This is a genomic window from Gordonia terrae (assembly GCF_001698225.1).
GTDB lineage: Bacteria > Actinomycetota > Actinomycetes > Mycobacteriales > Mycobacteriaceae > Gordonia > Gordonia terrae.
In genome coordinates this window covers 1,132,083-1,153,116 of the sequence record NZ_CP016594.1, presented here as the reverse complement: position 1 = coordinate 1,153,116, position 21,034 = coordinate 1,132,083, and the positions used below count along the sequence as shown (strand labels likewise).

Here is a 21,034-nt window from a genome sequence, read left to right as displayed (position 1 = left end):
TCGGTGTCGATGTTCGCCCCGACCGCCCCTGCGCGGCGCCTATGGTGGACGCATGTCTGTTGTGAAGATCAATGCCATCTCTGTCCCCGAGGGTGCCGGCCCCGAACTGGAGAAGCGATTCGCCAATCGCGCCCACTCGGTGGACGGTTCCAAGGGGTTCCTCGGATTCCAGCTGTTGCGGCCCGTCAAGGGCGACGACCGATACTTCGTCGTCACCGAATGGGAGTCCGAGGAGGATTTCCAGGCCTGGTCGGCGGGGCCGGCCCGCGAGGCGCATTCCGGGGAGCGCGCCAAGCCGGTCGCCTCGGGCGCCGATCTGCTCGAGTTCGAGGTCGTGCTCGACGCGCGGCCCAAAGCCTGAGACGAGCGGACCCTGACCGTGGATCCGGCGGCCGGCGAGGTCCTCGTCGCGCCGATGTTCCCGCTCGGCACCGCGTTGGTGCCGGGCGCGGAACTGCCGTTGCGCATCTTCGAGCCGCGCTACCGACAGATGCTGGACGACCACGTCGACACCTCGTCCGATCCGCCGACGATCCGGTTCGGGGTGGTGTTGATCGAGCGCGGTTCCGAGGTCGGCGGCGGTGAGTCACGATGCGGGGTCGGCACTCTGGCCCACGCCGAGATCACGGCCCGGCTGCCGGACGGCCGCGCGTCGCTGACCGCGATCGGCCGCCGCCGGTTCCGGGTCGAGGAGTGGCTGCCCGACGATCCGTATCCGCGCGCCCGCATCACGGTGTTGCCCGAGCGGACCCCGAGCCGCTCCGATCTGGCCCGTCTGCGCGACCTCGCCGAGCGACACCGTGAGCTGATCCGGCGGAAGTTCCGCGCCGCCGGTGAGGACCCCGAGCCGATCATCGCCGCCTTCGCCCTCATCGACTCCGATCCCCGGGCCGCGGACCTCTCGCCCATCCACCGGTGGGCGGCGCAGACGGCGGGACAGCCACATGACCAGCAACGGATCCTCGAAGCCGACGACCCGTCCGACCAGATCGAGATCCTCGACGACGTCATGCAGGGGATGGAGGCCAGGGTGGCGTTCGGCAGTTCCTGACGACCACCCCTGGCATCAGAGTTAGAACGTGTTCTAGTATTGCGTGTGCCGTAGTTCACACCTGTCCGTCGGCGGCTGTCGGCCGCTCGCGCCCGGGCAGGACCCCGTCCTCTGAGGAGCACACGCGTAATGACCGAGACCGTGGAGTCCCAACCCGCCACTCTCACCGGCGGGGGCGACCAACCCCAGTTGCTCATCGGCGGCCGGTGGGTCGACCCCCATTCCACCGAGACCCTCGAGGTCCACTCCCCCGCCACCGGCGAACGCGTCGGTTCCGTACCGCTCGCCGACGCCACGGACGTCGACACCGCGGTTCGCACCGCACGCGCGGCCTTCGACTCCGGGGTCTGGAGTTCGACGCCGCCCGCACAGCGTGCCGACATCATCGCCAGGGTCGCCGACCTGATCGACGAGCGGGGAGACGAGATCACCGCGCTGGTCTCCGCCGAGATGGGCGCGCCGCCGAGCGCGATCAGCACCCTTCAGCAGCTCCCCGGCACCGGCGTGCTGCGCGCCTACGCGAACGCGGCCCGCGGCTACCAGTGGGAGGAGTACCGGACCGGACTGTTCGGGACGACCCGGATCACCCGCGAACCGGTCGGCGTGGTCGGCGCCATCTGCGCCTGGAACGTCCCGCTCTTCATCACCTGCAACAAGATGGGCGCCGCACTCGCCGCCGGGTGTTCCGTGGTGCTCAAGCCCGCACCAGAGACCCCGATGACCGGCAACTACGTGGCCCAGTTGTTCATCGAGGCCGGTGTTCCGGCGGAAGCGATCTCGGTGGTCACCGGCGGTACCGAGACCGGACAGGCCCTCGTCGCGCATCCCGACGTGGACAAGATCACCTTCACCGGCTCGACCGCGGCCGGCAAGGCGATCGGCGCGGCCTGTGCGCAGACGCTCAAGCGGTGTTCGCTCGAGCTGGGCGGCAAGTCGGCCGCCATCGTCCTCGACGACGTCGATCTCGCCGCGAACGCCTTCATGCTGACCTTCCTCGGCCTGTTCAACACCGGGCAGGCGTGCGTCGCGCAGACGCGAATCCTGGTGCCGCGCAGCCGGCAGGACGAGATCGTCGCCGCGATGGTCGATGCCGCGAAGGCGATGAAGGTCGGCTTGCCGTCCGATCCCGAGGCCCAGCTCGGACCCCTGATCACCGAGAACCAGCGGAACAAGGTCGAAGAGTACGTCGAACTCGGCAAGAAGGCCGGGGCCACCGCGGTTCTCGAGAGCGAGCGTCCCGAGGGACTCGACTCCGGCTACTTCCTCACCCCCACGATCTTCACCGGCGTCACCAATGACATGGCCATCGCGCAGGAGGAGATCTTCGGTCCCGTGCTGTCGGTCATCGCCTACGACGACGTCGACGAGGCCATCGCCATCGCCAACGACTCGAGCTACGGCCTCGCCGGCACGGTGTGGACGAACGACGTCGAGCGCGGCATCGAGATCTCCACCAAGATCCGCACCGGCACCTTCGGGATCAATTGGTACGCCATCGATCCCGAGTCACCGTTCGGCGGTTACAAGAACTCCGGCATCGGCCGCGAGAACGGCCGCGAAGGCCTCGAGTCCTTCCTCGAACACAAGTCGACGATGCTGCCGATGGGATACGAGGTGTCCGAGAATTAGACCTCCCGAACTCTCACAGGGGGGAGCCGGGGCCGGACGACTTGTGCGTCCGGCCCCGGCTCTTGTTCTCGGGCCCGTCCACAGGCAGAGAGCCGCTGACCATTGGTCCCTGAGGTGCGAGGAGCGATAGCGACGAGCCTCGAAGGGCCTGGTGACATAGGTTTCCGAGCCCTTCGAGGCTCGCTTCGCTCGCGCCTCAGGGAGCAGAAAGGCGCCGGCCCACCAGCTCGAGCACCTCTGCCGCACCGGTGTCGACCGGCGGCTGGTGGGTCACGACGACGACGATGCGGTCGGGTCCGAACAGATTGCGCTCGATCCCGAGGAGTCGGCGCAGCAACTGTTCGGAATCCGCCTCGTCGAGATGCTCGGTCGGCTCGTCGAGCAGGACGACCGGCGCGGGGTGGAGAAGTGCGCGGGCGAGGAGCAACCGGCGCCGCTGCCCGCCGCTCATCGCATCGGCCCCACCGGCGAGGACGGTGTCGAGACCGTCGGGAAGCGTTGCAGCCCAGCGCTCGAGGCCGACGGCCATCAACGCGGAGCCGATCTCCTCGTCGGTGACGTCCCCGCGGGCGACGCGCAGGTTCTCCCGGACCGTCGTCGAGAAGATGTGTGCCTCCTCGGCGAAATAGCAGGACGCCGAGCGTAACCCGACCGTCGATCGGTCGGCTTCGTCGACGGCGGCGACCTCACCCGCCACCGGCGGCAGCAGGCCCGCGAGGGTCAGCAGCAGGGTCGACTTCCCCACCCCGCTCGGGCCGGTGACGACCAGGCGCGAGCCCGGGTTCAGGTCGAGGTCCACACCTGTTGCCGGACCGAGGATCTCTCGGCCCGGGTGCCCCCAGCGCACTCCCGTGGCGGCCAGGCGCACCGGGGAGCGGTGGATGTCGGCGTCGGTCACCTCGGCGACACCGCCGGCACGCGCCCCGTCGACGAGCGCCATCACCCGAGCGGCACTCTGGCGGCTTCGTTCGATCTGTAGTCCGGCCTCGGTGAGCGGCGCGGTGGACTCGAACGCCGACAGCGGAAGCAGGACGAGCACACCGAGGATCATCGGCGTCAGCCCTTCTCCGGAGCTCACCCCGGCGAGGGAACCCGTGGTCCCCGAGGCCAACTCGATGGCGATCACACACGCTGCGAGGAGTGATGCCCCGAGCGCCAGCGGCGTCGCCGCTGCGGCGGACGCCTGCCACCGGATGCCGCGGTCGGTGGCGTCGAGGTGCCGGCGGTCGGCCGCGGCGGCCGCGGCCAGTGCACCGTGGCGTCGGCGTGCGACGACGAGCTCGGGGGCATGCCACAGAGTTGTCGTGGCGGCCTCCGTCGCCTCGGACGCGGCGTGTGCGCCGTCCCGGATGGCCCGGGCACCACCGCGTGCGGCGAGCCAGGGTGCCACGCCGCCGCTGACGACCAGTGCGAGCGCGAGCACGACGGCGGCGGGCACCGACACCAGGGCCATCACCAGCACCGCCGCAACCGATGTCGTCGCACCGACCCCGATCGGGATCAGGCCCCGGATGAGGGCGTTGCCGATCTCGTCGACGTCGTCCCCGGTCCGGTTGAGCAGCTCGCTGCGGCGCAGCGTGACCGAGTAGCCCGGTGACCCCGAGGCCAGCGCCGCGTACACCCGCTGACGCGCAGTGGCCATGGCCGCCAGGGCGAGGTCGTGGGTCGCCAGCCGTTCGAGGTAGCGGAACACCCCGCGTGAGATGCCCAGCGCCCGGACCGCGGTGATGGCCACCGACAGATACAGCACCGGCGGCATCTGCCAGGCGCGGGTGATCAGCCAGGCCGACAGCGCCGCGAGGAACAGCGCCGACAGTGCACCGCCGACGCCGAGAGCGAGCGCGGCCAGAGTGGGACGCCACCGCAGACCGAGGAACCCCAGGGCCCGGATCAACGGATCATCGCGCATGATCCACCTCCGCGGCCGCGCCGCCGGACGTCATGCTCGCGGCCGACATGAAATCGACCGTCCGGTCCGCGTATTCGCGGGCGACGCCCCGGTGCGCGACCACGACCACCGTGTCTCCGGCACGAGCACGGTCGCGGAGCGCGGCCAACACGTCGCGTTCGGACGCCTCGTCGAGATGGGCGGTCGGTTCGTCGAGGAGGAGCAGGGGTGCCGGTGAGGCGAGGACGCGGGTCAGCGCAAGGCGCTGCCGCTGTCCCGCGGACAGTCCGACGCCACCCGTTCCGAGCACCGTGTCGAGCCACTCGGGCAACTCGACGATCAGGTCTGCGAAACCGGTTGCCGCAGCGGCCGACTCGAAGGTCTCCCGATCCAACGAACCGAACAGTTCCAGGTTCTCGGCGACCGTGCCCGGCACGACGACCGGCTGCTGGGGCAGCCAGGCGATATGTTCGTGCAGGGCTGCCGGGTCGACCTGGGCGACCGGGGTGGACCCGATCAGCACCGACCCCTCGTCAGGGGCGAGCAGACCCATCATCGCCGCCAGCACCGTCGACTTCCCCGACCCGTTCGGCCCGGTGAACACGGTGAGCGAACCCGGTTCGATCGTCGCGCGAAGGCATTCCGGCGCCCACCCGTCGCGACCGTGGACCCCGACGTCGAGCACCGTGATCGGGTGCCCGGCAACGGTGACGCCCCGGCTCCCCGAGGCGGGCACCGCCTGGACCGACCCGACCGTCGCCGGCGCGATGAGTCCGAAGACCTGCTCGGCAGCGGTGAGGCCGTCCGCCGAGCTGTGGAACTGCATCCCGACGCGACGCAGCGGCAGGTATGCCTCGGGCGCCAGGATCAGCGCGAAAACACCTGCATAGAGGGACATCTCGCCGTACACCAGGCGCAGTCCGATACCCACCGCCACCAGTGCGACGCAGAGCGTGGCGAGCAGTTCCAGCACGGCCCCCGACAGGAACGCGACACGCAGTGAACTCATCGTGCTGCGGCGGTGCGCCTCACCGAGTTCACCGACGCGCTGCGCCGGGGCACCGGCCCGGTTCAGCGCCCGCAGCGTCGGCAACCCCGCGACGAGGTCGAGGAGCTGCGCACTCAGCCGGCTCATCGTCGCCAGCTTGCGCGTGGTGCGATCTCGCGTCATCAGCCCGACGAGAACCATGAACAGCGGGATCAGCGGCAGGGTGACGAGAATGATCAGCGCCGAGGGCCAGTCGGCGAATGCGATGACCACCGTGACGACCGGGGTCAGGATGGCCGCGGCGACGAGGGCCGGCAGGTAGCCCGACAGGTACGGCCCCAGCGCGTCCAGTCCGCGCAGGAGGACGGTGCTCGCGTGTTCGCGGATCGCGGTCAGCGAGCGCGGCGAGGTGCGGGACGGATCGGTGAGGACGTCGAGGGCCTCGGCCCGCAATTCGGCGATCGCCCGCGCGGCGGCGCGGTGCGCGTACCGGTCGTGCCCGTAGGCCATCGCCGCCCGCAGCGCCAGGGCTCCGGTGAGCACCATGAGATGAGCCGCCTGCGCGGCGAACGACCGCGCTCCGGGCGACACGATCAGTTCGGACACGATGGAGGCCACCATCGCCGCCACCACGATGATCGCGATCACCTCGACAACCGCGAACGCGGCGGTGACCCCGATGTAGCGGCGGGTCGTCGGCGAATACCGCAGCAGCCGGGGATCGACCGGGGGCCCGGCGGTGCGACTCACTTGCTCGGGATTCGCAGCGACGGGAGTCCGGCCGGGTCCGGGATGTGCGCGACCGACAGCCGCTTGCGGAACACCCAGTAGGTCCAGGCCTGGTAGCCCATCACCACCGGGGTGATGAGCACAGCCGCCCACGTCATGATCGTGAGTGTGTAGTCGCTCGACGCCGTGTTCTCGATGGTGAGGTTCCACTCCGGATTCAGGGTGGACGGAATCGCATTCGGGAACAGCACGGCGAACAGCGCGGCGACCGTGCCGGCGATCGCGATGCAGGTGAACAGGAAAGCGTAACCCTCCCGGCGGATCTGGGTGGAGATCACCATGCCCACCGCGGCGACGGCGGCGATGAGCACCGGAATCCACGTCCACGAGTTGCCATACGCGAACTGGGTCCACAGCAGGAACACGGCGGCCACGATCAGTGTCGGCCAGGCCAGCCGGGCGGCGTAGCGAGCGGAATCCTCCTGCAACACACCGGAGGTCTTCAGCGAGATGAACACCGCGCCGTGGGTGAGGAAGGCGAGCAGGGTGGTCGCACCGCCGAGGAGCGCGTACGGGTTGAGGAGGTTGAAGAACCCACCGGTGTACTGGGCGTCGGCGTCGATCGGCAACCCGCGCACGATGTTGGCGAACGCCACACCCCACAGGATCGCCGGAATCCATGACCCCAGGCCGATTCCGATGTCGCACCACATACGCCAGCGGGGATTGTTGATCTTGCCCCGCCACTCGATCGCGCACACCCGCACGATGAGGCCGATGAGGATCAGGAACAGGGGTAGGTAGAACGCACTGAACATGGTTGCGTACCAACCGCCGAAGGCGGCGAACAGCGCCGCACCCGCGGTGATGAGCCAGACCTCGTTGCCGTCCCAGACCGGGCCGATGGTGTTGAGGAGCGCGCGGCGCCGTTTGTCGGGATCGGCCTCCGGATCGCCGGCGGCCACCTTGTCGTCGCCACCGGTGTGACTCGATCCGAGGATCGGCATCAGCATTCCGACGCCGAAATCGAAGCCCTCCAGTACGAAATACCCGACGAACAGGAACGCGATGACCAGGAACCAGATTTCTTCGAGACTCATGATCACGCTCCTCTAGTAGGCGAACGAGAGCTGTTTGGGCTCATCGGAATCGGATTCGTCGTCGTCGGTGTGGCCTGGTGGTCGCGAATCGTGCGCGGCCGGGCCCTCGATGACGTAGCGCCGCTGCAACATGAACCACACGACGCCGAGTGCGCCGTAGAGCAGCGTGAACCCGATCAGGGTGACCAACACCGTGCTCGCCGAATGGTTGGAGACGCCGTTCTGCACCAGCATGCTGATCCGGAGCGGATCGAGATCGTCCTCCCAGTTGGGTGCGACCACCCACGGCTGACGCCCCATCTCGGTGAAGATCCAGCCGGAACTGTTGGCCAGGAACGGTGTCGGGATCATCAGCAGGGCGATGAAGCCGAAGCGTCTGGATTCGACCACCCGCTTGCGGCGGGTGAACCACAGACCGCCCAGGGCCACGACCACCGAACCGAGGGCCCAGGTGATCATCGCCCGGAAACCCCAGTAGGTCACGAAGAGGTTCGGTGCGAAGTTCTGGTTGGCCGGGACGTTCGGCTGGCCTGCGAAGGCCTCGGTGTACTGCTCCTGCAATTCCTCGACACCCTGCAGGGTCGAGTCGAAGTCGTGGTTCGCGAGGAAGGACAGCATCTTCGGGATCTCGATGACGTGTTCGATGTTGTCGCAGTTGTTCTGGCGCCCGATCGACAGGACCGAGAAGCCCGGGCCCGTCTCGGTCTCACACAGCGACTCGGCCGAGGCCATCTTCATCGGCTGCTGCTTGAACATGATCTGCGCCTGGAGGTCCCCGGTGATGAACAGGGCGACGCCGGAGACGAGGGTCACCCACAGCGCGAGTCTCGTCACCGGCCGCCAGAGGTCGCGGGCGTCCTTCTCGAGGGCTTCGGGCGTCGCGCCGACGTGGCTCGGGGACGTGCTGTCCGGGATCACGCCGGTGTCGCCGGTTTCGGCGGCCTCGCGGATCTTCTTGGCCCGCCAGGAGTTCCGCGCCATCCACCAGATGCCGATCGCCGCGACGAACGTGCCCGCGGTGAGGAAGGCGCCGGCGATGACGTGCGGGAAGGCCGCGAGGGTCGTGTTGTTGGTGAGCACCGCGACGAAGTCGTTCATGGCGGGCCGACCGCGTTCGTCATCCCACACGACGCCGACCGGGTGCTGCATCCACGAGTTCGCGGCGATGATGAAGTACGCCGAGGCGTTGACGCCGATGGCCGCCAGCCAGATGCACGCCAGGTGCACCCGGCGCGGCAAGCGGTCCCAGCCGAAGATCCAGAGCCCGATGAAGGTCGATTCCAGGAAGAACGCGACCAGGCCCTCCAGGGCCAGCGGTGCGCCGAAGACATCGGCGACGAACCGGCTGTACTCGCTCCAGTTCATGCCGAACTGGAACTCCTGGACGATGCCGGTCGCGACACCGAGCGCGAAGTTGATCAGGAAGAGCTTCCCGAAGAACTTGGTGGCGCGCAGCCACTGCTCGTTGCCGGTGACATGCCACACCGTCTGCATCACCGCGATCATCGGCGCGAGGCCGATGGTCAGGGGCACCAGGATGAAGTGGTAGACGGTCGTGATCCCGAATTGCCATCTGGAGACGTCCAGAGCGTCCATATCGCCTCGAATCGAGTTGCCGGCCCCCGGGCTGCGGGGGCAGATCGAAACCTGCCGGGACCTACTACTACAGGTAGTAGTAAGCCGTAGGCGCGACGTTACGCCTGGTCACCGGCCTTAACAAGCGCCAAAGGTCCCGCTGACCAGCTCGAAGCGGTGTCTTCCCTCTCACCCGCTCGGGCCTGTGCTCCAGGCCGCGGATCTCAGGTGTCGGTGACCGGGATCAATTGTCGTCCACGGAGATGGCGCGATCGACCAGATCGGTGAATTTCGCGGAGTCCGACGGAACCGGCATCACATACCGGTTGAGATGGGTGACCCGGGCCGCGAGGGTGACACTGCTGACGAGCCAGACCGAATCGGCCGCCACCAGGTCCTCGGGCCGCAGGAGGTCGGTCTTGGTCGTCCAACCCTCCCGCTCCGCCACGTCGAAAACCGCACTCACGGTCGTCGATTCGAGGATTCCGATCTCGGTGGGCGGCGTCACCAGGGTGTCGCCGTGGACCGCGACGACCGTGGACCGGGGCCCCTCGAGGACCGCGCCCTCGCTGCTGACGAAGATCACGTCGTCGTAGCCCTCGGCGGCCGCGTGACGCAGCGCCGCCATGTTCGTGGCGTAGCTGAGGGTCTTGGCCCCGAGCAGTTGCCAGGGCGCCGAGCCGGCGAGGTCGATCGAGAAGCCGCGGTCCAGGGTGACCACCCGCACCCCCTCCGCACGCGCTGCCGCCACCCGGTCGGGCACCGCGTCGACGGTGACATAGGCGGTCGGCGCCGAACCGTGTTCGCGCCCCCGGGTGTACACGAGCCGGAGCAGTGCCTCGCCCGCCGATCCGTGCTTCTCGACCCACGCCTGCGTCGCGGTCTCGATCACCCCGCGCCACCCGTCGAGATCGGGTGTCCCGAGCTCCATCGCAGCTGCGCTACGCGCGAGGCGCTCGAGGTGCAGCCGGACGCATCGCGGCCGTCCGGCGCGCACGAGCAGGGTCTCGAAGATGCCGTCGCCGCGAACGGCCGCCAGATCGTCGGCATGGAGGAAGGGAGCGTCGGCATCGTGCTGCGTACCGTCGAGCGAGACAAGGATCGAATCGGCCATGGATAGAAGGCTGCCATGCGTCCCGGCCGTTCGCCGAATCGACCCGTAGAATCGACGCGTGAGCCGTTCACCCATCCTGACCAGGCATTCCGAGGGCGGGGCGGTGCCCGGCCCCGGCGACCTCCACTCCGCTGACACCGCATGGCACTACGGCGATCCGCTCGGTGAGCAACGTGCCGCCACCTCCGGCGTGATCATCGTCGACCGGTCCGACCGTGCCGTGATCGAGATCGCCGGCGACGAACGTCTGACCTGGCTGCACACGATCACCAGTCAGCACATCGCCGCCCTCCCCGACCGGTCGAGCGCCGAGAACCTCTCCCTCGACGCCAACGGCCGTGTGGAAGAGCACTTCGTCCTCACCGACATCGACGGTGTCACCTGGCTCGACACCGAGGGTTCCCGTGGCGAACCGCTGCTCGGGTTCCTGAGCAAGATGGTCTTCTGGGCCAAGGCCGAACCGGCCGCCCGCCCCGACATGAAGGTCGTGACGCTCGTCGGCCCGGGGGCCCTCGGCGGACCCGTCGCCGACCTCCTGGAGATCGGCGCCGACACCGTCGTCTACCAGGCCGGCGGCCTGCCCGAGTCACACCACGAGGACGAGCCGCTCGGCTTCTGGCGGCGCATGCCCTCACTCGGCGAGCACCGGGACCTGCCGGTCGTCGACCTCATCGTGCCCGAATACGTGCTGAACCGATGGTGGGACACCCTGACCGAGGCCGGCGCGCGGATGGCCGGCAGCTGGGCATTCGACGCCCTGCGCGTGGCGGCCCGCCGTCCCCGGCTGGGCGCCGACACCGACGAGCGCACCATCCCGCATGAGGTCGACTGGATCGGCGGGCCCGACGAGCTCGGCGCGGTCCACCTCGACAAGGGGTGCTACCGGGGCCAGGAGACCGTCGCCCGGGTCCACAACCTCGGCAAGTCGCCCCGCCGGCTGGTGCTGCTGCATCTCGACGGCAGCAGTGACCAGCGCCCGGCGCCCGGCGACCCGGTGACGGCCGGCGGCCGCACCGTCGGCCGGCTGGGCACCGTCGTCGACCACCACGAGTGGGGCCCCATCGCCCTTGCGCTCGTGAAACGCAACGTCGGCGCCGACGTCGAGCTGACCGTGGGCGCCGAGTCCGCCGTGAGCGCCCGGATCGATCCCGACTCGATCCTCGAGGACGACCGGGTCCAGGCCGGACGCGCCGCCGTGGAACGTCTGCGCAGCGGCCCGGCGGCCCCCGGACGCAACAGTTGAGCGCGGGTGTGGTGCTGGCGGTGTGCGCCGCCGGCGATGACGTGATCCTCGAAGGCATCGGCCGCTCCGCCATCGACAAGCGTCCGCGGCAGGGACGCCTCGCCGTCGACGAGCTCGGCCTCGTCGACGATCACGTGGGCAACAAGCGGCACCACGGCGGTGTCGATCAGGCCGTGTACGCCTACGCCGACGACGAGGCGCGCCGGTGGGCCGAGGAGCTCGGACGTGAGCTTCCTTACGGATGGTTCGGTGAGAACCTGCGCATCGACGGGATGGCGGTCACCGACGCGCTGGTCGGCGAACGGTGGGAGGTGGGCGCCGACGGGTTAATCCTCGAGGTGACCATCCCCCGCGTCCCATGTAGGACCTTCGCGGTCTGGGCGGGCGAGCCGCGATGGATGAAGCGATTTCTGGACCAGGCCGATTTCGGCACCTACCTGCGCGTTGTCCAGAACGGCAGCGTGGCGCAGGGCGATCAGATCACCGTCGTCCATCGTCCCGACCACGGGGTGCGCTCTCGCGATCTGCTCGCCGGCGGCGACATCGGGGCGATCCGATCCCTGCTCGTCCGAGACGATCTGCCCGCCAAGGTCCGGCGCGAGGCGACCAAGATGGTGAACAAGTCGGAAAGACGCGTCGGCGCGGCAACCCAGGGTGGACAACACAAATCCTAGAGGCGCGCTAGACTGGTCCGCACGACAGAATTACTTCAAGAGAACGGGGCCGCCAATCGTTTGGCCGCCCCGTCATTGTGCGAGGGGGTCCCATATGGGCCGCGGCCGGGCAAAGGCAAAGCAGACGAAGGTTGCACGTCAGCTGAAGTACTCCACTCCGAACACCGATTTGGAAAGCTTGCAGCGCGAGCTTTCCGGGCAGGGCGATCCGGTTGTAGATCGACCGGATCCGGTGGACGACTGGGTGGACGAAGAGGAGTGGCGACGCGCTTGACGCGCACACTCCTCAGGCGTTGATCTCTCGACGCCTGGGATCACCCCACACACTCTCCGCATGAGCGGACCCGCGGTGACGCGGGCCCATGATTTTGTACGCACCACCCGTTTCTCCATGGGTGGTGCGTGCTCGTGCGCCGGTACGGGGGTGATCTCGTCATCGACAGACGCCGACGCCCGCCGAGGGAATCCCTTCCGGCGGGCGTCGGTTGTCTGTCTGAGTTGGCCCCACACGACTGTCCTTGCGACAGTGCGAGTTCGGGTCGGCACTAGAAGCGCGGGTGCTCCCCGAGGAGGCTGACACGTGAATCGTTGTCGGATCGCTCGCTCGCTCGCTTGACCGTACCCAGGACCCAGTTGTCGACATGCCGCGCGGTCAGCACGGCCTGCGCCCGATCGGTGTCCTCGGGCGCCACGACCGCGACCATGCCGACGCCCATGTTGAAGGTGCGTTCCATCTCGAGCTGCTCCACCCGCCCGCGCTGCCCGATCAGGGTGAAGATCGGCGCGGGCGTCCAGGTGTTCCGCTCGAGTTCCGCGACGAGTCCGTTCGGGATCACCCGAGCCAGGTTCTCGGCGAGTCCACCGCCGGTGATGTGCGCGAATGTGCGGACATCGGCCTCGGCGATCAGTGCCAGGCAGTCCCGGGCGTAGATCCGGGTCGGCTCGAGCAACTCCTCGCCGAGGGTGCGACCGAACTCCTCGACGTGGCCGAACAGGTCCATGTGGCCCCACTCGAGCAGCACCTTGCGGGCGAGCGAGTAGCCGTTGGAGTGCAATCCCGACGATCCCATGCCGATGACGACGTCACCGGCACGCACACGGTCGGGGGTGAGGACGTTGTCGGCCTCGACGACGCCCACCGCAGTGGCCGACATGTCGTAGTGGTTGTCCTGCATCAGGCCGGGGTGCTCGGCGGTCTCGCCGCCCAGGAGCGCGCAACCGGCCTCGACACATCCGTCGGCGATACCGGCGACGATCTGGGCCACCGTCTCGGGGACCACCTTGCCCACGGCGATGTAGTCCTGCAGGAACAGTGGTTCGGCCCCACAGACGACCAGGTCGTCGACGCACATGGCGACGAGATCGCGACCGACGGTGTCGTGCTTGTCGATCGCCTGTGCCACGGCCAGTTTGGTGCCGACGCCGTCGCTGGCGGCGGCGAGGACCGGCTCCCGGTAGTTGCCCTTCAGTGCGAACAGACCGGAGAAGCCACCGATCCCGCCGAGAACCTCCGGACGCGACGCACGCTTGGCATGGGGCGCAATGAGTTCCACAGCCCGCTCACCGGCGTCGATGTCGACTCCGGCCGCCGCATACGAGGCCGGTGTCGCGCTCCCGGCCGTCTCGTCGGCAGCAGCATCCCGCTCCGTCATCTCCGCAGCACTCCCGTTCCAAGAATCTCGGTCGAACGTTGTTTCCGGCGTGTTCGCCGACGGGTCATACGGTACCGGAGGGCAGATGGCGGGGAATCAGGGCCGCATGACCGCGCTGACGTTGTCGTTCGGCTTGGTCAGGGGGTCCACCGTCCGGTCGCCGGCAGCGCTGGCCAGCATCTGTTCGAGGACGGCCTTGCCCATCGACGTCTCCTTGGGCAGCTCGATCGGGTACTTGCCGTCGAAGCAGGCCGCACACAGGGCCGACGCGGCCTGACCGGTCGAGTTGATCATCTCGTCGATGCTGATGTACCCGAGCGAGTCGGCGCCGATGGCCTGCCGGACACCCTCGACCATGCCGGCCTCGGATTCCATGCCATTGGCGATGAGCTCCGCGGGCGACGCGAAGTCGATGCCGTAGAAACACGGCCACCGGACCGGGCTCGACGCGATGCGAACATGCACCTCGGCGGCCCCGGCCTCCCGCAGCATCCGGATGAGCGCGCGCTGGGTGTTGCCCCGCACGATCGAGTCGTCGACGACGACGAGCTTCTTGCCGCGGATGACCTCGCGCAACGGGTTGAGCTTGAGGCGGATGCCGAGTTGGCGGATCGTCTGCGACGGCTGGATGAAGGTCCGGCCGACGTACGCGTTCTTCATCAGTCCCTGGCCATAGGGGATGCCCGATTCCTGGGCGAAACCGACGGCCGCCGGCACGCCGGACTCCGGTACCGGGATCACCAGGTCACCCTCGGCGGGGTGCTCCTTGGCGAGGCGCCGACCGATCTCCACGCGGGTCGAGTGGACCGAGCGCCCGTGGATCACCGAGTCCGGGCGGGCGAGATAGACGTATTCGAAGACGCAGCCGCTGGGTGTGGGCTCGGCGAAGCGGGAGCTGCGGACACCGTCGGCGTCGATCGCCAGCAGCTCACCCGGCTCGATGTCCCGGACGAACGACGCACCGACGATGTCGAGGGCGGCGGTCTCCGACGCGACGACCCAGCCGCGATCGAGACGGCCGAGCGACAGCGGACGCACCCCGTGCGGGTCGCGGGCGGCGTAGAGCGTGTGCTCGTCCATGAAGGTCAGGCAGAAGGCGCCCTTGAGCGTCGGCAGCAGTTCCATGGCAGCCTGCTCGATGGAGCTGTCGGCGGCGCCGTGCGCGAGCAGCGCACCCACGACATCGGAGTCCGACGTGGCCGCCGAGCTCTTGATCCCCTGCTCACGCGCACGCGCCGCGAGGTCCGCGGTGTTGACCAGATTGCCGTTGTGGCCCAGCGCGACGCCGGTGCCGGCGTCGGTGGTGCGGAAGATCGGCTGGGAATTCTCCCAGGTGGTCGACCCGGTCGTGGAGTATCGGCAGTGGCCGATCGCCACGTGGCCGCTCATCGCACCGAGGGTCTGCTCGTCGAAGACCTGGCTGACCAGTCCGAGGTCCTTGAAGACCACCACCTGACTGCCGTCGCCGACCGCGATACCGGCGGCCTCCTGGCCGCGATGCTGCAGGGCGTAGAGCCCGTAGTAGCTCAGTTTGGCGACGTCCTCACCGGGCGCCCAGACCCCGAAGACACCACATTCCTCACGCGGTTCGTTCTCGGGTTCGTCCAGCGGAGCCGGGTTGACCGCGCCCGCGCCGCGTGCGGAGCATCCGCCCGCCGGCGTCGTGGGAGCGAGCAGGTTCATGTTGGCGATCGAATGATCAGGCATCGACTAGCTCCCTGGGGCTGCGGATCGGTCAGTCGAGTGGGCTGGGAGACATCACGGAGTTTACGGGTCCGTCGGCTCCCGATGCGAATCTTGCAGCAGTGCGGACCGGCGGGTCATTCCTCGACACCGGCGTCGAGTGACGGATCACACTCCGGCTCACCGGTCGCCCGACGCTCCGATCGGGACCAGTGGGAGCAGGTCCGCGACCAGGCCGGCGCGGTGTCCGGAGGCGTCGATGTCGCCCGCGGCGAGCGCGTCGTCGTAAGACAGGACGCCCGCGACGAGCAGCAGCCAGGTCCGCGGCGACATCTCGACGACGTTCGGCGGCGTCCCGCGGGTGTGTCGGGGACCCTCGATGCACTGCACCGCGACGAACGGGGGCACCCGGACCTCGACCGAGTTCCCGGGCGCCAGTTGTTCGAGCGTCCGGGCCGACTGTCGGACGGCGTCGGCGAGGGCGGCTCGTCCCGGCGGCGGCGCGGTCGGGTCGACGAGCCAGTCCGAGACGGCCAGCACTGCGGCTCGGACCTCTGCTGGATCCACTCTCCTGCGTGGCGGCACCCGGCCATTCTCCCAACAGGGTTCGGGGCGGCCCGGATCGGGCAGTATTGACCGCATGGGAGCCGAGGTGTCCAAGCAGCAGTTCACCGGCGAGGACCGGGTTCGTTTCCGGCGTCAGGTGGGGCGCGGGACGGAAGCGATCGCCCGGATGCTCGCCGACGGGTTGTTCACCGACCAGGGGCGTCCGCCGAAGCCGCTGCTCGGCATGGAGGTCGAGCTGAACCTCGTCGACGAGGACATGCGACCGGCGATGGCCAACGCCGCCGTCCTCGAGGCGATCGCCGATCCCGACTACCAGACCGAACTCGGCCAGTTCAACATCGAGATCAACGTCTCGCCGCGACCGTTCACCACCGACGACACGATCTCACTCGAACAGGCGCTGCGCACGTCGCTCAACCGGGCCGAACAGCGGGCCGCGCAGACCTCGAGCCACCTCGTGATGATCGGCATGCTCCCGACGCTGAGGTCCGAACACTTCGCCCATCACTGGATCTCGGCGAACCCACGGTACGACCTGCTGAACGAGCAGATCTTCGCCGCGCGGGGCGAGGACCTCGAGATCGACATCACCGGCGTACCGCTGACCGACGCCCACCACACCGAACATCTGCGCACCTCGACCGACTCGATCCTGCCCGAGGCCGCCTGCACATCCCTCCAGCTGCACCTCCGGGTGGCGCCGGAAGATTTTGCCGCGCATTGGAATGCGGCACAGGCCATCGCCGGTGTGCAGGTCGCACTGGCCGGTAACTCGCCGTTCCTCGCCGAGACCGCACTGTGGCACGAGAGCCGCATCCCGGTCTTCGAGCAGGCCACCGACACCCGGCCGCTGGAGCTGAAGAATCAAGGCGTGCGGCCCCGAGTGTGGTTCGGGGAGCGATGGATCAACACGATCTTCGACCTCTTCGAGGAGAACACCCGCTACTTCCCCGCCCTCCTCCCGGTCTCCACCGACACCGATCCGCTCGCCGAACTCGACGACGGACGCATCCCGACCCTCGACGAGCTGCGCCTGCACAACGGGACCGTGTACCGCTGGAACCGGCCGGTCTACGACATCCACGAGGGACAGGCGCACCTGCGCGTCGAGAACCGCGTGCTGCCCGCCGGCCCGACGGTCGTCGACACGATGGCCAATGCCGCCTTCTACTACGGTGTCGTCCGCGGTCTCGTCGAGTCCGACCGCCCGCTGTGGTCGCGGATGTCGTTCAATGCCGCCGCCGAGAACCTGCAGTCCGGCGCACGCGCCGGGATGGAGTCCCAGTTGTACTGGCCCGACGTCGGCTGGGTCCGGCCCGACGAACTCGTCCTCCGCCGGCTCCTCGTGCTCGCCGAGGACGGACTGCGCCGGTTCGGGGTCTCCGACAAGGCCCGCAAGCGCTACCTCTCGGTCATCGAGGGCCGCTGCATCTCTCGTCAGACCGGGTCGGTCTGGCAACGCCAGGCCGTGGCGGCCCGCGAACGCGCGGGCGAGAGCCGGGCGCAGGCCTTGCAGGGAATGCTGCGCGACTACGTGACCCAGATGCACGAGGGCGAGCCGGTACACACCTGGGAGGTCTGAGACCCGGCCGTCGACCCGTGGCGACGGAGCTGCTTTAATGGAAACAATTTCCATTAAGGAGGCTCCGTTGAAGGTCCGTGCATCCATCCGTTCGTTGAAGAACCAGCCCGGCTCGCAGGTGGTCAAGCGCAAGGGACGCATCTACGTGATCAATAAGGGCAACCCCAGATTTAAGGCGCGCCAGGGTTGATGGCCGGCGCGGCGGGTGCCGACGCGACCACCCCGTGTGACCTCGGGCGGCGCGAGACGCTTGTGGCGCCGGCCGCCAGGGACGACCACCAGCAGTTCGCCGTCGACGCGCCGCTCGAATCGACGATCATCGGGTTCGTCGACACCACACTCTCCCAGAATGCAATCGTCGCAGCCGAACCACTGGGCCGGGGAACCGTTTTCGTCGGCGCAGTCCGGAGGCGTCCAGCCTGCCGTCGTTGTGATGTCGCCTGCTTGCCCGGGACGGCGATGCTCGTGAGCATGGCGCAGGTCGATCGCGTTGACGGAACGTCGAGTGGTGCGTGAGCGAGCCGGAAGCCCCCAGCGAGGACGACAGTGCTGCACGTCCCCCGCGCCCCTATCACACCGCACCGACAACTTGTCGCCGCCGAATACCGTTGCACAACAGTCATTTTGGGGTTGTCATGTGGCTGCGTTCGTGTACACTCGAACATACATACCGCAGCAACGGTTCTCGGGGGAGGTGACCGTCATGTCCGGTTCCACGCCCGTCGATGGCGATTCAGCAGCGCCCCAGACGCGGGCCGTCGAGCTGGTTGCCGACCTCCACCGCATCCTCGATGAGTTGCAGACCGTCGACCTGGGGCTGTGCTCGGATGCCGAGTTGGCCGACGTGGCAGCCGAGACCGAACGTGCCATCGCACGACTGACCGTCGCCGGTGACCGGCAGATCGATCAGGCCGAGGCCCGCGACCTACCCCGCAAGACCGGCTGCCGCACGCTCATGCAGTTCATGACCCACCGGCTGCGGGTCTCCAACCCTGTGCGGCGTCGTAAGCAGATGGACGCCACCGCCACCCGCACCAGCCTCGGCGGCGAAGTGCTTACGCCCGAACACCCCTGCCTCGCTGAGGCGTTCGCTGCGGGAGCGGTTGGCTCTGCACACGTGCAGGCCGCCCTCGATGTCCTCGACCAGATCCCCCACGCTGTCGAGCATGATGTGAAAGTCGCTGCCGAGCGGCAGATGGCCGAGATCGCCGAAGCCCACACCCCCGCCGACATCACCCAACTCGGCGAACGTCTCCTCGCCCACCTCGACCCCGACGGCACCCTGTCCGACGACACCGACCAGAAACGACGCCGCGGCGTATGGATCGGTCGGCAGCGCGCCGATGGCACCGCGAAGATCTCGGGCACGCTGACTCCCGCACTCGCCGCCCGACTGACGATGATGTTCGCGGTCTGGGGTAAACCCGGACTCAACAACCCCGACGACCCGAACTCGCCCAGCGGGCCGGCCGGCACCGCCGATTCCGACGCCCTGGCCCTCGCAGCCGACCGCGACCAACGCACCCCCGCGCAGACCAATCACGACGCACTGGACGCCGCACTGGCCGCCGGTTTCGCCGACGGCACACTCGGCACGTCGCATCGCGGGCTGCCCGTGCAACTGATCATCAAAGCCGACCTGAACGACCTGATCCGCGAAGCCGGACTCGCCACCACCGCCACCGGCACCCTGCTCCCCATCCCCGACCTGCTCGCGATGGGCGCCGACGTGCAGCCGTGGTTGGCGATCTTCAAAGATTCGACCGCCGTGCCGCTGTACTTCGGACGCGGCAAACGCCTCGCCACCCGCGAACAACGCCTCGTCTCCTTCGCCCGCCCCGACGGCGAGGTGTGCTCGGCACCCGGCTGCGACCAACCCGCCACCCACGGCGACATGCATCACGCCGAACAGGACTGGGCCAAGGGCGGTCTCACCGACATCGACGACCTCGCACCCGCCTGCCCACGACACAACCGCATGGTCGGTGACCAGCCCGGCCAGTACACCACGCACATCGAGCGCTCTGGACCTGATGAAGGCCGCTGCGTCTGGCGATTGAACGCCGACCCCGGCGCCCCACCCAATCCCGGTCGCCTCAACCGCCGACCCGACATACCCCGGCGGTTCGCACACCACCTGAACACCGTGCGCAACGAAATCCACGGACCACCGACCCGGCCCGGCGATCCAGCACGCCCACGCCAGTCACGCCCGAACCCGTCACGTCCGAACCGGTCGCGCGCCGACGCCGTCGGCTATGGCGACAACGGTCGGCGGCTCGAACTCGCCTACCGACGACTCGTCGACCCACCGACACCGCTGGAGCACCTCACCACCCAACCCCTGACCCCAGTCGAAGAGGCACTCGCACGCATACTCACCGATCACGCGTGATCGCAGCGTTACTCGCCAACTCAGCGCCGACGGTGAGTGGACGGCGGCCCACAGATAGGCCGTGTTGGTTTCGGCGTATCGGCTACTTCTGCACGAACAACCCCCGACCGGTCACGAGCGGGAGATCGAGTGCGGTGACCAGGCCTGGCTTCGCATCGACAACGGCTGCAACGGAATTGACCAGGCGCATCGCGGTGACGATCATGCCGGACACGTTGTGGTCACCGTTCTCGCCGTGATGCCCGAACTCGACGGCCATCTCGGGTTCGCCGGAGATCGCGATGCGGTAGCACCCGTCACCCTGATTCGGGGTCGGCCACTCCGGGCACTGATCGGGGTGGGTGCGCGTATAGTGCTCCAGCACAACGCGATCCACGCCGTCGACCTGGCCGACGACCTCGAAGCGCACCGCGGCCATCGTCCCCTTGGGGATCTCGACGGACACCGTGGAGTAGTCGCGATCGGCCTCCACCCGGTCAACACGTTCGACGAGCGGCTCGTCGAGCACGAGGTCGAGACCGGCGGCGATCTGTCGAACGACACTCCCCCACCCCATCGACAGGATGCCCGGCGCGAAGATCAGCGGTGTCGTGTCCAGGGGCTGCCCGAAGCCGAACAGATCCCGCATGACCACCGGCTGGTAGTAGGTCGAATAGTCGGCGATCTCCTGACAGCGCACCTCGTCGATGCGCTGCGACAGGCTCGTCATCGCCAGCGGCAGCACGTCGTTGGCGAATCCCGGGTCGATGCCGTTGACGTGGAGGCTCGCCCCGCCCGACTCGCCCGCGGCCGCGATCCGGTCCAGAAGCGAATCCGGCAGAATCCCCTGCGGGAACTGCAGCACCACCGGGCCGCTCGACACCACGTTGATCCCGTTCTCCACGAAGAAGATCAGGTCTTCGATCGACTCCATGACGCGATCGTCGGTCATCGCCGTGTGCACGATGCAGTCGGGTTTCAGGGCGATCAACGCATCACGGTCACCGGTCGCGGCGACACCCAGCTCACGGTCGAGACCGGCCAGCTCACCGGCGTCCTTGCCGACCTTGGCGGGGTCGGACACCCACACCCCCACGAGTTCGAGATCGGGCCGGGCGTCGATCCCGGCGATGGCATGTCGTCCGACGGTTCCGGTCGACCACTCGACCACGCGCAATGTCATGG

The 21,034-nt window shown here is 68.4% G+C and carries 18 protein-coding genes; 9 read left to right on the top strand and 9 right to left on the bottom strand.

Going from position 1 to position 21,034, the window contains the following annotated elements:
* The first annotated feature begins 52 nt into the window (after nucleotides 1-52).
* The 3 genes from BCM27_RS05310 to BCM27_RS05300 all read left to right on the top strand — a co-directional run bounded on the left by BCM27_RS05310 (nucleotide 53) and on the right by BCM27_RS05300 (nucleotide 2,680).
* Nucleotides 53-361, top strand: coding sequence for an antibiotic biosynthesis monooxygenase family protein (locus BCM27_RS05310; protein WP_004020913.1), 309 nt, complete (start codon nucleotides 53-55; stop codon nucleotides 359-361).
* Nucleotides 362-415: 54 nt separating this feature from the next.
* The gene (locus BCM27_RS05305) at nucleotides 416-1,051 is read left to right on the top strand and encodes an LON peptidase substrate-binding domain-containing protein (protein WP_033205403.1); all 636 of its coding nucleotides are present in this window, start codon (nucleotides 416-418) and stop codon (nucleotides 1,049-1,051) included.
* A gap of 129 nt (nucleotides 1,052-1,180) precedes the next feature.
* Nucleotides 1,181-2,680, top strand: a complete 1,500-nt coding sequence (locus BCM27_RS05300) for an aldehyde dehydrogenase (protein ID WP_004020915.1) — start codon at nucleotides 1,181-1,183, stop codon at nucleotides 2,678-2,680.
* A gap of 196 nt (nucleotides 2,681-2,876) precedes the next feature.
* Here the strand turns inward: BCM27_RS05300 and cydC are convergent, their stop codons facing one another.
* From cydC to BCM27_RS05275, 5 genes are all read right to left on the bottom strand, one after another.
* Nucleotides 2,877-4,589 (bottom strand): thiol reductant ABC exporter subunit CydC, encoded by a 1,713-nt coding sequence (gene cydC, locus BCM27_RS05295; protein ID WP_004020916.1) that lies wholly within the window; start codon nucleotides 4,587-4,589, stop codon nucleotides 2,877-2,879.
* Nucleotides 4,579-6,306: a thiol reductant ABC exporter subunit CydD gene (cydD, locus tag BCM27_RS05290; RefSeq protein ID WP_004020917.1), complete on the bottom strand. Its 1,728-nt coding sequence runs from the start codon at nucleotides 6,304-6,306 to the stop codon at nucleotides 4,579-4,581. The genes cydC and cydD overlap by 11 nt, the downstream gene beginning before the upstream one ends.
* Nucleotides 6,303-7,385 (bottom strand): cytochrome d ubiquinol oxidase subunit II, encoded by a 1,083-nt coding sequence (cydB, locus tag BCM27_RS05285; RefSeq protein ID WP_004020918.1) that lies wholly within the window; start codon nucleotides 7,383-7,385, stop codon nucleotides 6,303-6,305. The genes cydD and cydB overlap by 4 nt, the downstream gene beginning before the upstream one ends.
* Nucleotides 7,386-7,397: 12 nt before the next feature.
* Nucleotides 7,398-8,981: a cytochrome ubiquinol oxidase subunit I gene (locus BCM27_RS05280; protein ID WP_004020919.1), complete on the bottom strand. Its 1,584-nt coding sequence runs from the start codon at nucleotides 8,979-8,981 to the stop codon at nucleotides 7,398-7,400.
* Between the two features lie 223 nt (nucleotides 8,982-9,204).
* Nucleotides 9,205-10,074, bottom strand: a complete 870-nt coding sequence (locus BCM27_RS05275; RefSeq protein ID WP_004020920.1) for an aminodeoxychorismate lyase — start codon at nucleotides 10,072-10,074, stop codon at nucleotides 9,205-9,207.
* A gap of 58 nt (nucleotides 10,075-10,132) precedes the next feature.
* Between BCM27_RS05275 and ygfZ the strand changes: the two genes are divergently transcribed.
* The 3 genes from ygfZ to BCM27_RS25365 all read left to right on the top strand — a co-directional run bounded on the left by ygfZ (nucleotide 10,133) and on the right by BCM27_RS25365 (nucleotide 12,265).
* Nucleotides 10,133-11,317, top strand: coding sequence for a CAF17-like 4Fe-4S cluster assembly/insertion protein YgfZ (ygfZ, locus tag BCM27_RS05270; protein ID WP_004020921.1), 1,185 nt, complete (start codon nucleotides 10,133-10,135; stop codon nucleotides 11,315-11,317).
* Complete coding sequence (locus tag BCM27_RS05265; RefSeq protein WP_239450665.1) at nucleotides 11,314-11,991, top strand: MOSC domain-containing protein; 678 nt, start codon at nucleotides 11,314-11,316, stop codon at nucleotides 11,989-11,991. The genes ygfZ and BCM27_RS05265 overlap by 4 nt, the downstream gene beginning before the upstream one ends.
* Before the next feature lie 94 nt (nucleotides 11,992-12,085).
* Nucleotides 12,086-12,265 carry a DUF3073 domain-containing protein gene (locus tag BCM27_RS25365; protein WP_004020923.1) on the top strand — a complete coding sequence of 60 codons (180 nt, stop codon included), beginning with the start codon at nucleotides 12,086-12,088 and terminating at the stop codon, nucleotides 12,263-12,265.
* Between the two features lie 271 nt (nucleotides 12,266-12,536).
* Here the strand turns inward: BCM27_RS25365 and purM are convergent, their stop codons facing one another.
* The 3 genes from purM to BCM27_RS05250 form a co-directional block, all read right to left on the bottom strand.
* A complete protein-coding gene (purM, locus tag BCM27_RS05260) occupies nucleotides 12,537-13,643 on the bottom strand; it encodes a phosphoribosylformylglycinamidine cyclo-ligase (RefSeq protein ID WP_004020924.1) in 1,107 nt (368 codons plus the stop codon).
* A 96-nt stretch (nucleotides 13,644-13,739) separates the two neighbouring features.
* Nucleotides 13,740-15,350, bottom strand: coding sequence for an amidophosphoribosyltransferase (gene purF / locus BCM27_RS05255; protein WP_004020925.1), 1,611 nt, complete (start codon nucleotides 15,348-15,350; stop codon nucleotides 13,740-13,742).
* A 156-nt stretch (nucleotides 15,351-15,506) separates the two neighbouring features.
* Nucleotides 15,507-15,911 (bottom strand): sterol carrier family protein, encoded by a 405-nt coding sequence (locus BCM27_RS05250; RefSeq protein ID WP_051987072.1) that lies wholly within the window; start codon nucleotides 15,909-15,911, stop codon nucleotides 15,507-15,509.
* A 55-nt stretch (nucleotides 15,912-15,966) separates the two neighbouring features.
* Between BCM27_RS05250 and BCM27_RS05245 the strand changes: the two genes are divergently transcribed.
* The 3 genes from BCM27_RS05245 to BCM27_RS05230 all read left to right on the top strand — a co-directional run bounded on the left by BCM27_RS05245 (nucleotide 15,967) and on the right by BCM27_RS05230 (nucleotide 19,870).
* On the top strand, nucleotides 15,967-17,475 hold the full coding sequence (locus BCM27_RS05245) for a glutamate-cysteine ligase family protein (protein WP_004020927.1): 1,509 nt from the start codon (nucleotides 15,967-15,969) through the stop codon (nucleotides 17,473-17,475).
* Nucleotides 17,476-17,542: 67 nt separating this feature from the next.
* The gene (ykgO, locus tag BCM27_RS05240) at nucleotides 17,543-17,665 is read left to right on the top strand and encodes a type B 50S ribosomal protein L36 (protein ID WP_033205406.1); all 123 of its coding nucleotides are present in this window, start codon (nucleotides 17,543-17,545) and stop codon (nucleotides 17,663-17,665) included.
* A gap of 513 nt (nucleotides 17,666-18,178) precedes the next feature.
* Nucleotides 18,179-19,870 (top strand): HNH endonuclease signature motif containing protein, encoded by a 1,692-nt coding sequence (locus tag BCM27_RS05230; protein ID WP_068884445.1) that lies wholly within the window; start codon nucleotides 18,179-18,181, stop codon nucleotides 19,868-19,870.
* 82 nt (nucleotides 19,871-19,952) lie between these two features.
* On the opposite strand, the gene BCM27_RS05225 is transcribed toward BCM27_RS05230, so the two are convergent.
* Nucleotides 19,953-21,032 carry an NAD(P)H-dependent amine dehydrogenase family protein gene (locus tag BCM27_RS05225; protein ID WP_004023152.1) on the bottom strand — a complete coding sequence of 360 codons (1,080 nt, stop codon included), beginning with the start codon at nucleotides 21,030-21,032 and terminating at the stop codon, nucleotides 19,953-19,955.
* Between the last annotated feature and the right edge of the window lie 2 nt (nucleotides 21,033-21,034).